Below are 13,537 nucleotides of genomic sequence, written 5' to 3' on the forward strand. Positions count from 1 at the left end.
CCGTGATGACACCGGCGTCTGCGTAGAACTGAAACCTGCACACCGCGTGAGCAGGACGGAAGGGTTACGGATGGATATCGTTCTCGAAACTGAACAGCTCGGAAAGAGGTACGGCAAGGCCTGGGCGTTGCAGGACTGCTCGCTGCGCCTGCCGGCCGGGAGGGTGGCCGCCCTGGTCGGCCCCAACGGAGCGGGCAAGAGCACCCTGTTGCACTTGGCGGTCGGTCTGCTGCGGCCGGACGCCGGCACCGTACGGGTCTTCGGCCGGATGCCGTACGACAACGTCGCCGTCCTGTCCGAGGTCGGCTTCGTGGCCCAGGACACCCCGCTGTACCGGGACTTCACGGCGGACGAGCTGTTCACCATGGGAGCCAAGCTGAACCGGCGCTTCGATACGGCACTAGCGCACCGCCGGCTGGCGCAGATCGGCATCCCGCGCGACAAGCCGGTCGGCAAGCTGTCCGGCGGTCAGCGGGCCCAGGTTGCCCTCGCCCTGGCGATGGCCAAGCGCCCACGGCTGCTACTGCTCGACGAACCGGTCGCCAGCATCGACCCGCTGGCCCGGCGCGAGTTCCTCCAGACGCTGATGGGCGTCGTCGCCGAGACAGGCACCACGGTGCTGCTGTCCTCGCACATCCTGGCGGACCTCGAACGCACCTGCGACCACCTCATCGTGTTGCATGCCTCAAAGGTGAAGCTCACCGGCGACGTCAGTGCCCTGCTCGCCGAACATCGGCAGCTCGTCGGCCCCCGAGACGACCGCCCGCTGCCCGCCGGGATCGCGCAGGTGATACGGGCCGAGCACACCGACCGGCAGTCCACGCTGCTGGTCCGCACGAACGCAACGCTGCGCGATTCGGCATGGGAGGCGTACGACGTCACTTTGGAGGACCTCATCCTCGCCTACCTCGGCGATGGCACCTCTCAGCCGAACACCGAATGGGAGGTGCCGGCATGATTTGGCTCGCCTGGCGGCAACACCGCAAGCAGGCACTGTTCACCGCGATCGGCCTCGCGTTGCTCGCCGTGTTCATGGTCCCCACCGGTCTGGCCATGCGGCACACCTTTGCCGACCTGGGCCTGGACGACTGCGTCAGCGCGCTGGGTACCGCCTCGATGATCCCGGCCGACGCCGACACCTGCGGCAAGGCGTCCGTCCAGTTCAACGGCCAGTACGGCGTGATGACCATGATCGGTGTGCTCTTCCTCGTCCTGCCGCTGCTGGTCGGGCTGTTCTGGGGTGCGCCGCTTGTCGCCCGCGAGATCGAGCAGAGCACCCACCGCGTGGTCTGGACCCAGGGCGTCAGCCGAGGACACTGGGCCCTGGTCAAGTTCGGGGTCGCCGGCGCGGTCGCGCTCGTCGCCTCGGTGGTCTATGGGTTGGGCGTCTCGTGGTGGCTGACCCCGATGAGTCAGGCCGGGCAGCACGGCCGCTTCAACGTCTTCTTCTTCGACATGCAGGGCACTGCCCCGATCGGCTACACGATCTTCGCGGTCGCGCTCGGCATCTTCGCCGGCACCATCTGGCCCAAGGTGCTGCCGGCGATGTCCGCCACGCTCTTCGGGTTCCTCGGGTTGCGCATCGTCCTGACGACACTCGCCCGGCCGCACTACCTGCCCGCCCGCGTGGTGACATTCCCCCTCCAGGACGCCGTCGAGCAGACCAACCCGGCCGCCGGCGACTGGATCCTGTCCTACGGTATCCGCGACGCCTCCGGCAAGATGGTCACGGCCAACGCGCAGATCGCCTGCGCCCCCGAGGCTGCCGGACCGGGAGGCGCGTGCGGCGCCGACCTCGGCATCACCTCGGGCGCCTACAACTGGCAGCTCTACCAACCCGGAACCCGGTTCTGGCTGTTCCAGGGCATCGAGACCGGCATCTTCGTCGCCGTCGCCGCCCTGCTGCTCTACCTCGCAGTCCGCCGCGTCCGCCGCCTCGCGTGACCACGAAGCCGTCCATAGGAGGCCTCATGCGCAAGCTCACCTACATCGCCGCCGTGGCCCTGGCGGCCGGTGCCGCCCTGCTGGCCGCCATGCCGTCCGAGTCATCACCGGGCGCCGCCTCCGGCGCCCGCCCCCAGGATGCCCAGGAGGCCATCCTCGCCGCGTTCGACCGCTACGACGTCGTGGCCGGAGCCAGTCCGAACGACATCTTCCTCGACCTGATCCGCAATCCCGCTTTCCCGAGCAAGGCCGACGTCATCGCCGTCGAGTGCGGTAATTCGCTCTACCAGCCACTTCTGGACCGCTACATCGCGGGCGAGGACGTGCCGCTGGGCGACGTACGCCAGGTGTGGCGCAACACCACCCAGCCGAGCTGCGGCTTCTCGGTCTTCTACGAGCGGCTCTTCCCGCTCGTGCGCGAGGTCAACAGGGGTTTGCTGCCGGCGGAGAAACTGCGCGTGGTGGCCTGTGATCCGCCCATCGACTGGAGCAAGGTGACCAGCCCTGAAGGCCTCGCGCCCTTCGAGGAACGGGACCGCACCATCGCCGCGCTGATGAAAAGTGAGGTGCTCTCCAAAGACCGCAAGGCACTTATGCTCTTCGGGATCAGCCACCTGCTGCACGGCGCCGGCAGCGCGGTCGCGATGTACGAGCAAGAGTTCCCTGGCGTCACGTACACCGTCGCCCCGCACTTCGGCTTCCAGAAGGACAACAAGAAGCTGGAAAAGCGGATGGCCGGCTGGCCGGTGCCGTCGGTCGTCCCGTTCGCAGGAACCTGGCTGGGCCAACTCGACGCGTCCTACTTCGAGTCCCGGCCCGGGCAGCCGCCCGCGGCCAACGGCTACCCCGGCGCAGACGCCTACCTCTACACCGGCCCCCGAGCCCTCATCCTGCGGCAACAGATCGCCGCCTCCACCGTCCTGGACACGAAGTACATCACGGAACTCCGGCGACGAGCCACCGCCGTAGCGGATCCCCCCGGCGGCCTCATGCACCCAGAAACGTTCTTCCGACGCGAACTCGAGTCAGGCGCATTGGAATTCGGGACCTGACACGCCGGGGCGAGGAGATGGGACTCCGACGCGTTGCCCAGTGTCGTGTGTCGGAGTTCTTTCGACGGTGGGTTTCGGTGAGGATCTGGTCGGCGGTCTTGGTTCAGAGGAACGGTTCGCAGCGCTGGTTGTAGGCGTCGATGAAGGTGCGGATGGCACCGAGCAGGTCGAGCACGGCCGGGTGGACGGAGGCGAGGTCGGTGACTACGTCGCTCGAGATGACCTTGAGCATCCGGTGGGCAATTGTGGAGAACCGTCGAGCTACCGCGGAGCTGGAGCAACCGATCGAGGATCGGTCCCTCCGGCTGCGGGCCATCGGGGTGCTCGTCGGCTGGCATAGAACTTCCGCTGTGGCCTCGGTTCTGCGCCGGGGCCACAGCTCTTGGCTGGCTGGCCAGAGAAGTCGCCCTAGTGACGGGGATGGGGCCGGTGTTCTCCGGCCCCGGTGATCAGCAGTCGAGCCTGGGTGTCGATGGGTGTGGTGCTGCCGGCCTCGTAGTTGCAGAGGTTCACGTAGACGTACCCGTTGGCGGGGTACCACTCCAGGGCGGTCGAGATGCCCATGGTGGTGCCGCCCTTGTGGCCGAGGCCCCAGTGGTCGTTGACCAGAACCGCGCTGAGGCCGTAGCACTCGAACAGGGACTGCGCGGGTAGGCCGGGCTTGGGCGGCAGCGGCGGCGCCGGGAACTTGGGGGTGGTCGCCAGCCAGGTGTACGCGGTGTCGAGCAACTTGCCGCCGGTCAGCGCGGTGACGAACGCGGTCAGGTCGGGGGTTGTGGAGAAGGCGCCGCTGGCCCCGTGGCCGATGTACGTGTCGAGCAGGTGGTTGTCGACGCGCGCGCCGCCGGACGGCGGCGGGGCGTACGGGTGGGCGATGCGGCGGTTGGTGTCCCACTGATCGCGGTTGTAGAAGTCGGAGCTGATCATCCCGGCCGGCCGGAAGATGTGCTTGCGGACGTAGTCGTAGAAGCTCTGGCCGGAGACGGCGGCGACGATGTAGGCCAGGGTGATGTAGCCGTTGTTGCTGTATGTGTAGCCGGTGCCGGGCGGAAACAGCAACGGTGCCGCCTGGACGAGCTTCAACAGCTCGCGGGTCACCTCTGCCTCGCTGGTCCAGGACCTGAGGACGTCGCCGCTATCGCGTGCCACGTCCGCCAGGCCCGAGGTGTGCGTCAGCAGTTGATGCACGGTCACCGTGTCGCCGATTGCCGCAGGGAAGCCGGTCAGGTAGGCGCTCAGCTTCTCGTGGTAGGCGACCTTGCCCTGCTGTACGAGCTGGCCGATCGCGATACCGGTGAAGATCTTGGTGATCGAGCCGAGCGCGAAGATGGTGTCCGGCCGGTTGGGGATGGACTGCTCCTTGTCGGCCATGCCGTACGTGCGCGACAGCACCGGGCGACCGTTGTGCAGCAACAACAACGTGCCGGAGTACCGGTCGGTGGCGGCGGACTGGGCGATGAGCTGATCCAGCGCTCCGCCGGGCCGCAGGTCCGCCGGCACGGGATCGGACCCGCGGTGGTCGGACTCGGCACCGGCGTGGGCGGAGGCGGGTACCGCCAGCAGCCCGCCGGTGGCCAGCGGCACTGCTCCGAGCAGGCCCAGCACGGAGCGTCGAGAGGGTCGCAGTGTGGTCATGCCACCAGCCTCCGGTCCCGGCTGCGCTACCCGCATCCGGCCGGAGTCGTCATCGCGTTCTGTCGCGCGAGGGATGTGCGCCACGCCGGGGTCCGTCGTACGACAGACGCGGCGGCCCGGCGGCGGACCGTAGGCTTGCCCGGTGGCAGGACAGGTCCTCACCGCGGCACGCCGGTTGGCCGGTCGGGCGGCGCTACGCGACGCCTCGCTCGCGGCCGGCCTGCTCGCCGCGGTCGCGCTGCTGGGCCCCCCGCACCAGCGCGCCGTGGTGCTCTGGTGGATCGCGACCGGCGTCGCCGTGATCGCGGTGGGGCTGCGCAACCGCTGGCCGCTCGCGATGCTGGTGGTCAGCACGGTATGCGTCGCGGCACACGTGGCGCAGGGCTCGCTCATCGGCGGGTCCGACGCCGCCGTGCTGATCCTCGTGTACACGGTCGCCGCCCGCCGATCGCCGGCGACGTCCCTGGCCACGCTCGCCGGCGTCCTGCTGGTCCTGCTCTGCTGGAACGGATACTTCGCCCTGCGCGGACGGTCGGCACCGGGCATTCCATCGATGGCCTTCCAGGTCAACAACGTCGAACAGGGCGCGGGCCCGGCGTTCGAACGTACCGAGTTGATCGCCGGCGACAACACCGGCGGGACGGCCCGGTGGAGTGGCCCGGCCGTGCTGGGCGGCGCGCTGGTCGCGGCGTGGGCGATCGGCTCCGGCAGCCGCAGCCGCCGCGCCTACCTCGACCAGCTCGCCGCCCGGGCACGGGACCTGCAGCGCGAACAGGACCAGCGGGCCGCCCTCGCCATGGCCGCCGAGCGCGACCGGATCAGCCGGGAGCTGCACGACGTCGTCGCGCACGGCCTGTCCCTCATCGTGATCCAGGCGCAGGGCGGCGCGGCGGCCCTGGACGACCAGCCGGCTGAGACCCGGGTCGCGCTCGATGCGATCGTGCGCACCGGCCGCGCGTCCCTCACCGACATGCGCCGGGTCCTCGACGCACTGGGCGAGGGCGAGGACGCGTGGCACCCGCCACCCGGACTGGCGCAGCTGCCCACCCTGGTCGACCAGGTACGCCGTGCCGGCACCGGGGTACGGCTGCGCATCGATGGCGTGGCCGCGCCGCTGCCCGCGCCGCTGGACCTGTCGGCGTACCGCATCGTGCAGGAAGCGCTGACCAACGTGATGAAGCACGCCGGCGCGGGTTCGTCCGCTGACATCGTTCTGTGCTACCGGGAGACCGAGCTCGACATCGAGATCCGCAACGGTACCGTCGGAGGCGGGGCCGATGGCGGCGGCAAAGGAGGTGGCGTGGTGGTGGCCGACGGCAACGGCCTGTCCGGCATGCGGGAACGGGTCCACCTCTTGGGGGGACGGTTCACCGCCGGCCCCCGGCCCGACGGCGGGTTCCAGGTGTGGGCCAACCTGCCGATCGGAAACAGGCGAGCATGATCCGAGTGCTGCTCGCCGACGACCAGGCACTGGTCCGTACCGGATTCCGGCTGATCCTGACGCAGGCGCCCGACATGGCGGTGGTCGGCGAGGCCGCCGACGGGGAGCAGGCCGCCGCCATGGCTCGCGAGTTGCGGCCGGACGTCGTGCTGATGGACGTCCGGATGCCATCCGTCGACGGGGTCGAGGCCACCCGCCTGATCCGGGCCGGCGGGGCGGGCCCGACCCGGGTCCTGATCCTGACCACCTTCGACCTCGACGAGTACGTCTACGCCGCGCTGCGGGCCGGCGCCAGCGGCTTCCTCCTCAAGGACACCCTCGCCGCCGACCTGCTCTCCGCGATCCGCGTCGTGGCCACCGGCGACGCGGTAGTGGCGCCCAGCGCGACCCGCCGGCTGCTCGAACGATACGTACCGGCGGGAGCACCGCAGGCCGCCGTCACCGACCCCGGTGTGCTGACCGAGCGGGAACGCGAGGTGCTCACGCGCGTCGCCCGGGGCCTGTCCAACGTCGAGATCGCCGACCGGCTCCACCTGTCCGAGGGCACCGTGAAGACCCATGTCAGTCGCGTGCTGGCCAAGCTCAACCTGCGCGACCGGGTCCAGGCCGTGGTGTACGCGTACGAATCCGGCGTCGTCCGCGCGGGAGCCGCCGACCATTGAGCGGCCAGCGGTCCTGGAGCGCACGTTCGACCAGCTCGCCGAGGCGATCCGCGCCGAATAGCCGTCCAGCCCAGGCCCGTGGGCTCCAGCCGGATGGACTTTCACAACGCGCGCGCGCGAGCAGCAAGCGGCAGCCACCCGCAAGATCAGGTGCACTGTATTCGGCAGAAGCGGGCAGGTGACCGAGGTGGCGCTCGGCGTCTATCAACTACCCTGAGTGACGCCGCGCTTGAGATTGTGACCATGAGGTGGGGCCGCCTATGGCCGTCAGAATCAAGCGGCTGTTGAGGTAGGCGGTCCAGTCGGCTGCATCACCACCGTCATCCCCGGGCCCAACGATCAGATTGCCAACGGGAAGCGGCGAGGACGACGTAGCGGCCGACCGCCGACCTTCGATCCCGCCGCCGATAAGCGCCGCAACCAGGTCGAGCGCGGCTTCAACCGACGCAACACTGGCGCGACCTCGCCACCCGTTACGACAAGCTCGGCTCTCACCTCCAGGCCACCCTTGACCTGGTCGAAACCCTTGACCGGCTACGCGCCGTCCCCGACCACCAAGATCTACGAGACAGAACCTAGCGGTCTCGGCGGCGGGGGCGGTAGCTGGCCACTGTGGCGGGGAGGCCGCGGCGGATGATCCCGGCCCAGTCGGTGTCGCCGCGCAGCACCGCCGCGGCGGTCTTGCGGGCCTGCTCGGCGGTGAAGTGCGGTGGCAGCATCAGCTCGGCCGGGTCGACCAGGGCGTTGATCACCACCGGCCGGTCGGCGGTGAGCGCCCGGTCCCAGACGTCCCGCACCTGATCCGGCGAGTCGATCAACTCGCCGTGCAGCCCGAGCACCTCCGCCCACTTGTGGTACGCGATGTCCGGCAACTGCTGGCTGTCGGGGAACATCGGCGTTCCCTCGCTGGAACGTTGTTCCCAGCTGACGAACGCCAGATCCCGGTTGTTGAGCACCAGCACCACGAAGCGCGGGTCGGCCCAGCTGCGCCAGTACTTCGCCACGGTGATCAGCTCGTTGACGCCGTTCATCTGCATGGCGCCGTCGCCGATCAGTGCGACCAGCGGCCGGTCCGGGTGGGCGAACTTGGCGCTCAGCGCGTACGGCATGGCGCCACCCATGGACAGCAGCGTGCCGGACAGGCTGGCCAGCATCCCGGGGCGTACCTGGATGTGTCGGGCGTACCAGGCGGTGGCGGTGCCGCAGTCGACGGCGATCAGCACGTCGTCGGGCAGTCGTTCGTTCAGGGTGTGGAAGAGCAACTGGGGGTTGACCGGGTCGGCGGTCTGCTCGGCCAGGTCGCGTTGCACGCGGCGCCACGCCGAGGTGGCCTCGGTGACCTCCGCCCGCCAGGCGGTCGGCCCGGGGCCGGGGCCCAGCTCGTTCAGCAGTGCCCGCAGCGTGGGGCGGGCGTCGCCGGTCAGGTTCACCTCGGTCGGGTACCGCAGCCCGAGCTGGGTGCCGTCCAGGTCGATCTGCACCGCGCGGGCCTGCCCGGGCGTCGGGTAGAACTCCGAGTACGGCATGTTGCTGCCCACGATCAGCAGCCGGTCGCAGCCGCTCATCAGCTGCCAACTGGGTCGGGTGCCGAGCAGCCCGATCGCGCCGGTCACCCACGGTTCGCGGTGGTCGACGGCGGTGAAGCCGAGCAGCGCGGTGGCCACGCCGGCCCCGAGCCGATCGGCGATCTCGCGGACCTCGTCGCGCGCGCCGAGGGCGCCCTGGCCGACCAGCATGGCCACCCGCTGCCCGCCGCGCAGCACCTCGGCCGCCCGGCGCACGTCGGCCTCCGGCGGCACCGTCGGCGTGCTGCTCGGCGCGTTGCTGGTCTGGTAGTAGCCGTGCGCGTGCGGCGGGTTCGGCACGGCCGGCTCGTCCTGGATGTCCAGGGGCAGGATCAGTGCGGTGACGGTACGCCGGGCCAGCGCCGTCCGGCATGCCCGGTCGACCAGGTGGCGTACCTGCGCCGGGTTGTCGAGCTGGGCCAGGAACGCCGCGGCCACGTCCTTGTAGAGGGCGAGCAGGTCGACCTCCTGGTAATAGCCGCCGCCCTCGGCGGTGGTCGCGGTGTGCCCGACCAGGGCGATCACGGGTTGGTGGTCGAGCTTGGCGTCGTACAGGCCGTTGAGCAGGTGGATGGCGCCCGGCCCGCTGGTGACCAGCGCGCAGCCCAGCGGCCCGCCGCCGTACTTGACGTGCGCGGAGGCGGCGAAGCCGGCGGTCTCCTCGTGGCGGACCTGGATGAACTGGGCCCGCCCGTTGGTGCGTTGCAGCGCGGAGGTGAGGCCGTTGATGCCGTCACCGGGATAGCCGAAGTAGCGGTGTACGCCCCAGCTGAACAGTCGCGACACGATGTGGTCCGCGACGGTCGGACGACGGGGCAGAGTGCCCGCTTCGCCCGGCGTGGTGTCGTCTGCGCTCACCTGGCTGGTCCTTCCCGTCGAGTCCGATGCCCGCCGGTCATTCCCCTTCTTCTCTGGACAAAACACCCCGTCGGGCGGGCGTCGAAGCGCGATGCCCCGCGTCCGGCAGAATCGTCGGATGCCCGTTCACCAGATCACCGACCCCGACGACGACCGGATCGCCGACTACCGGGCGCTCACCGACGTCGAGCTGCGCACCCGCTGGGAGCCGCCGCACGGCCTGTTCATCGCCGAGGGGGAGTTGGTGCTGCGCCGGGCGCTGCGCGCGGGCTACCCGGCCCGGTCGTACCTGGTCGACGCCAAGCGGGTCGACCAGCTCGCCGACCTGGACACCGGCGACGCGCCGGTCTACGCCGCGACCCAGGACGTGCTGCAACGGGCCACCGGTTTCCACGTACACCGGGGGGTGTTGGCGTCGTTCCACCGCCGGCCGCTGCCGACGGCGGCCGAGGTGCTCACCGCCGCGCGACGGGTCGTGCTCCTGGAGGACGTGAACAACCACACCAACCTCGGTGCGGTCTTCCGAGGTGCCGCCGCGCTCGGCATCGACGCGGTGCTGCTGTCGCCGTCCTGCGCCGATCCGCTGTACCGGCGCAGTGTCCGGGTCAGCATGGGTGAGGTCTTCGCGATGCCGTACGCGAAGCTCGACCGCTGGCCCGAGGGCCTGGACCAGGTACGGGAGGCGGGCTTCATGGTGCTGGCCATGACGCCCGCGCCGGACGCCGTACCGATCCAGCGGTTGACCCCGGCGCAGCGCGAGCGGGCGGCGCTGCTGCTCGGAGCCGAGGGGCCCGGCCTCACCGCGGCGGCCCAGGCCGCCAGCGACGTGCGGGTGGTCCTGCCGATGAGGCGTGGCGTCGACTCGTTGAACGTCGCCGCCGCGGCGGCGGTGGCGTTCTGGGAGCTGGGCCGCGACGATCCGCCGTTCGGCGGCGAGTAGATCGCTTCGGCTTGCATGGCCATGCGTTCTATTGCATAATTTTCCCCGTGTCCAAGGTTCTCACCTCCCTGCCCACCGGCGAACGTGTCGGCATCGCCTTCTCCGGCGGCCTCGACACCTCGGTCGCGGTCGCGTGGATGCGCGACAAGGGCGCGATTCCCTGCGCCTACACCGCCGACATCGGCCAGTACGACGAGCCCGACATCGCCTCGGTGCCCGGTCGCGCGCTCAGCTACGGTGCCGAGGTCGCCCGCCTGGTCGACTGCCGCGCCGCCCTGGTCGAAGAGGGCCTCGCCGCGTTGACCTGCGGCGCCTTCCACATCCGCACCGGCGGGCGGGCGTACTTCAACACCACCCCGCTGGGCCGCGCCGTGACCGGCACCCTGCTGGTGCGGGCGATGGTCGCCGACGACGTCCAGATCTGGGGCGACGGCTCGACCTTCAAGGGCAACGACATCGAGCGGTTCTACAGGTACGGCCTGCTGGCCAACCCGATGCTGCGGATCTACAAGCCGTGGCTCGACACCGCCTTCGTCACCGAGCTCGGTGGGCGCAAGGAAATGTCGGAGTGGCTACTCGAACGCGATCTGCCCTACCGGGACAGCACCGAGAAGGCGTACTCGACCGACGCCAACATCTGGGGCGCCACGCACGAGGCGAAGACCCTGGAACACCTCGACACCGGCATCGAGACGGTCAACCCGATCATGGGCGTCCGGTTCTGGGACCCGTCGGTGGAGATCCCGACCGAGGACGTCACCGTCGGCTTCGACCAGGGCCGGCCGGTCACGATCAACGGCAAGGAGTTCGGCAGCGCTGTCGACCTGGTGCTGGAGGCCAACGCCATCGGCGGCCGGCACGGCCTGGGCATGTCGGACCAGATCGAGAACCGCATCATCGAGGCCAAGAGCCGCGGCATCTACGAGGCGCCCGGGATGGCGCTGCTGCACGCCGCGTACGAGCGGCTGGTCAACGCCATCCACAACGAGGACACTCTGGCGAACTACCACAGCGAGGGTCGCCGCCTCGGTCGACTGATGTACGAGGGCCGCTGGCTGGACCCGCAGGCGCTGATGCTGCGCGAGTCGTTGCAGCGGTGGGTCGGCACGGCGGTCACCGGTGAGGTGACGTTGCGGCTGCGCCGGGGCGAGGACTACTCGATCCTGGACACCACCGGCCCGTCGTTCAGCTACCACCCGGACAAGCTGTCGATGGAGCGCACCGAGGACTCGGCGTTCGGCCCGTCGGACCGGATCGGCCAGCTCACCATGCGCAACCTGGACATCGCCGACTCGCGGTCGAAGCTGGAGCAGTACGCCTCCCTCGGCCTGGTCGGCGGCGGGAACCCGCAGCGGATGATCGGGGCCGCGCAGGCCGCCTCGACCGGGCTGATCGGCGCGATGCCCCAGGGCGGCGCGGAAGCCATCGCCTCCCGGGGCGTCGCCTCCGCGGAGGACGAGGCACTCGACCGCGCCGCCATGGAGTTCGGCGTCGACTGAGCCCCGCTGACCCTCGGCTGCCGGTGGCAAGTCGAGTTCCGGCGTCACGGACGGTAGCGTGTCGGCCGTGTTCCCTACCGTCCGTGAGGTCCTCGCCCTGGACCCGGTCCGCCACGGCGCGCCGCGCGTGGTCGCCGGCGACGACGGGCTGGACCGACCCGTCCGTTGGGTGCACGTCGCCGAGGTGCCGGACATCGCCACCCTGCTCGGCGGCGGCGAACTGGTCCTCACCACCGGCATCGGCCTGCCCGGCGACGACGCCGGGTTGCGCGCGTTCATCGGCGACCTCGCCGACGTCGGAGTCTCCGGACTCGTCGTCGAGCTGGGCCGCCGGTACGTCAGCGGAGTGCCCCGGGTGATGGCCGCCGCCGCCGAGCGGCGCGGGTTGCCCCTGGTGGAGCTGCGCCGGGCCACCCCGTTCGTCCGGATCACCGAGGCGGTGCACGCGCTGATCGTCGACGCGCAGCTCACCGAACTGCGCGCCACCGAGGAGATCCACCAACGGTTCAACGACCTCTCCGTCGAGGGCGCCGACGCCGCCGAGGTGATCCGACAGGCCGCCGAACTGTCCGGTTGCCCGGTGGTGCTGGAGAACCTGTCCCGGCAGGTGCTCGGGTACGACCCGGCGGGCGAGAGCGCCGAGCTGCTGCTCGACGGCTGGGAGCAGCACTCCCGGCGGATCCGTCCGGCCGGGCGGACCGCGTACGACCCGGACAGCGGCTGGCTCGTGACCACCGTCGGCGCCCGGGGGCAGGACTGGGGTCGGCTGCTGCTGCGCTGGCCGGCCAGCGGGGACGTGCCCAGCGCCCGGGCCATCGAACCGACAGCTGGCTCGCCCACCCGGCTCACCATCCTGATCGAGCGGGCCGCGTCCACCCTCGCGCTGGGCCGACTGATCCGCCGCGACGCCGAGGGCCTGGAACGGCAGATCCACCGGACCCTGCTCACCGCGCTGCTCGACCACTCCCGCCCGGTGGACGAGATTGGGCTACGGGCCAAGGCGCTCGGCGTGGTGCTCGACCGGCGGCACCTGGTCGGCGTGATGGTCCGGCACCGCGCCGACGACCCCGCCGGGGAGGTCGGCCCCGAGGTCGGCCAGGCCCGACTACGGGATCTCTCCGAGGCGGTCGGCCAGGCCCTGCGGGAGGCGAAACTGACCGCGCTGACCAGCGCCGTCGACGACAACTCGGTGGGCGCGCTACTGGCCCTACCCGACCCGGCCGCCGAGGACCGCGCGCTGTCCGCGTTCGCCAGCGCACTTCGTCGGGTACGCCTCGACGCCGGCGCCGGCCGGCCGGGGCCCGGTGTCGAACCGGCTCGGGTCGCCTCCGACGCTTCCCGTGCGGCGTTGGGCGCCGAGCCCCCTCGCGCGGGGTTCGGGGTCGAGGCCGCTCGGGCCGGTGGCGATGTTCCCGGGGGACCTGGCCCGGGTGCCGTGATCGTTGCCGCCGGGTCCGGGGTGAGCACCCTGCGGGAGGCCCGCCGGTCGCTGGTCGAGGCGCGGCAGATCGCCGAGGCGGCCCGGCGGGACCGGCGCGACCTACCGATCTTCCGGCTGCCGCACGTCGGCCTGGCCGGGCTGCTGCACCTGCTGCGCGACGAACCCCGCCTGCAGACGTTCGTGGAACGCGAACTCGGCGCGCTACTGGAGTACGACGCTCGGCACCCCCGGGAACAGCTGCTCGACACCCTGCGCGCGTACCTGGAGCAGGGCCGCAACAAGTCCGCCGGTGCCGCCGCCGCCCACCTGTCCCGGCCGGCCTTCTACGAACGCCTGGCCCGCATCGCCCGCATCCTCGACGTGGACCTGGACTCGGTAGAGGCCAGCCTGTCCCTACACGTGGCCCTACTAGCCCTGGAAGCAGTCCGAACCCCCTAACCCCGCCCCCGCCCCGCCTCCGCCCCGCCCGCGTCGATCAAGGAGTTGTGGCGGGGTGCAGA

Annotated in this window: 11 protein-coding genes; 8 read left to right on the top strand and 3 right to left on the bottom strand. The window is 70.8% G+C overall.

The window, feature by feature from the left end; translation table 11 throughout:
• Positions 1–70: 70 nt before the first annotated feature.
• The 3 genes from IW248_RS03125 to IW248_RS03135 are packed head-to-tail and all read left to right on the top strand — an operon-like array spanning position 71 to position 2,996.
• Positions 71–958 carry an ABC transporter ATP-binding protein gene (locus tag IW248_RS03125; RefSeq protein ID WP_196925559.1) on the top strand — a complete coding sequence of 296 codons (888 nt, stop codon included), beginning with the start codon at positions 71–73 and terminating at the stop codon, positions 956–958.
• Positions 955–1,944, top strand: coding sequence for an ABC-2 membrane transporter-related protein (locus IW248_RS03130; RefSeq protein WP_196925560.1), 990 nt, complete (start codon positions 955–957; stop codon positions 1,942–1,944). Before IW248_RS03125 ends, IW248_RS03130 begins: the two co-directional genes overlap by 4 nt.
• Positions 1,945–1,970: 26 nt before the next feature.
• Positions 1,971–2,996: a hypothetical protein gene (locus IW248_RS03135; RefSeq protein WP_196925561.1), complete on the top strand. Its 1,026-nt coding sequence runs from the start codon at positions 1,971–1,973 to the stop codon at positions 2,994–2,996.
• A gap of 103 nt (positions 2,997–3,099) precedes the next feature.
• On the opposite strand, the gene IW248_RS33385 is transcribed toward IW248_RS03135, so the two are convergent.
• Complete coding sequence (locus tag IW248_RS33385) at positions 3,100–3,228, bottom strand: hypothetical protein (protein WP_269155052.1); 129 nt, start codon at positions 3,226–3,228, stop codon at positions 3,100–3,102.
• A gap of 176 nt (positions 3,229–3,404) precedes the next feature.
• Complete coding sequence (locus tag IW248_RS03140; protein ID WP_196925562.1) at positions 3,405–4,631, bottom strand: serine hydrolase domain-containing protein; 1,227 nt, start codon at positions 4,629–4,631, stop codon at positions 3,405–3,407.
• 142 nt (positions 4,632–4,773) lie between these two features.
• Between IW248_RS03140 and IW248_RS33610 the strand changes: the two genes are divergently transcribed.
• Both IW248_RS33610 and IW248_RS03150 read left to right on the top strand, forming a co-directional pair.
• Positions 4,774–6,072 (top strand): sensor histidine kinase, encoded by a 1,299-nt coding sequence (locus tag IW248_RS33610; protein ID WP_196925563.1) that lies wholly within the window; start codon positions 4,774–4,776, stop codon positions 6,070–6,072.
• Positions 6,069–6,734: a response regulator gene (locus IW248_RS03150; protein ID WP_196925564.1), complete on the top strand. Its 666-nt coding sequence runs from the start codon at positions 6,069–6,071 to the stop codon at positions 6,732–6,734. The genes IW248_RS33610 and IW248_RS03150 overlap by 4 nt, the downstream gene beginning before the upstream one ends.
• A 575-nt stretch (positions 6,735–7,309) precedes the next feature.
• Here IW248_RS03150 and IW248_RS03155 read toward each other — a convergent pair.
• Positions 7,310–9,157, bottom strand: a complete 1,848-nt coding sequence (locus tag IW248_RS03155) for a thiamine pyrophosphate-requiring protein (RefSeq protein WP_196925565.1) — start codon at positions 9,155–9,157, stop codon at positions 7,310–7,312.
• Positions 9,158–9,248: 91 nt separating this feature from the next.
• On the opposite strand from IW248_RS03155, the gene IW248_RS03160 reads away from it, so the two are divergent.
• From IW248_RS03160 to IW248_RS03170, 3 genes are all read left to right on the top strand, one after another.
• A complete protein-coding gene (locus IW248_RS03160; protein ID WP_231396157.1) occupies positions 9,249–10,097 on the top strand; it encodes a TrmH family RNA methyltransferase in 849 nt (282 codons plus the stop codon).
• A 47-nt stretch (positions 10,098–10,144) separates the two neighbouring features.
• The gene (gene argG / locus IW248_RS03165; protein WP_124815557.1) at positions 10,145–11,596 is read left to right on the top strand and encodes an argininosuccinate synthase; all 1,452 of its coding nucleotides are present in this window, start codon (positions 10,145–10,147) and stop codon (positions 11,594–11,596) included.
• Between the two features lie 67 nt (positions 11,597–11,663).
• A complete protein-coding gene (locus IW248_RS03170) occupies positions 11,664–13,475 on the top strand; it encodes a PucR family transcriptional regulator (RefSeq protein WP_443673275.1) in 1,812 nt (603 codons plus the stop codon).
• Positions 13,476–13,537: the final 62 nt, after the last annotated feature.

The organism is Micromonospora ureilytica (assembly GCF_015751765.1).
In the GTDB taxonomy this organism is placed as follows: Bacteria; Actinomycetota; Actinomycetes; order Mycobacteriales; family Micromonosporaceae; genus Micromonospora; species Micromonospora ureilytica.

What these genes read in the sequence shown, in the direction of transcription:
- IW248_RS03135 (WP_196925561.1), top strand. Translation starts at nt 1,971, where the DNA reads ATGCGCAAGCTCACCTACATCGCCGCCGTGGCCCTGGCGGCCGGTGCC.
- IW248_RS03125 (WP_196925559.1), top strand. Translation starts at nt 71, where the DNA reads ATGGATATCGTTCTCGAAACTGAACAGCTCGGAAAGAGGTACGGCAAG.
- IW248_RS33385 (WP_269155052.1), bottom strand. Translation starts at nt 3,228, where the DNA reads ATGCTCAAGGTCATCTCGAGCGACGTAGTCACCGACCTCGCCTCCGTC.
- IW248_RS03160 (WP_231396157.1), top strand. Translation starts at nt 9,249, where the DNA reads ATGCCCCGCGTCCGGCAGAATCGTCGGATGCCCGTTCACCAGATCACC.
- IW248_RS03140 (WP_196925562.1), bottom strand. Translation starts at nt 4,631, where the DNA reads ATGACCACACTGCGACCCTCTCGACGCTCCGTGCTGGGCCTGCTCGGA.
- IW248_RS03130 (WP_196925560.1), top strand. Translation starts at nt 955, where the DNA reads ATGATTTGGCTCGCCTGGCGGCAACACCGCAAGCAGGCACTGTTCACC.
- IW248_RS03150 (WP_196925564.1), top strand. Translation starts at nt 6,069, where the DNA reads ATGATCCGAGTGCTGCTCGCCGACGACCAGGCACTGGTCCGTACCGGA.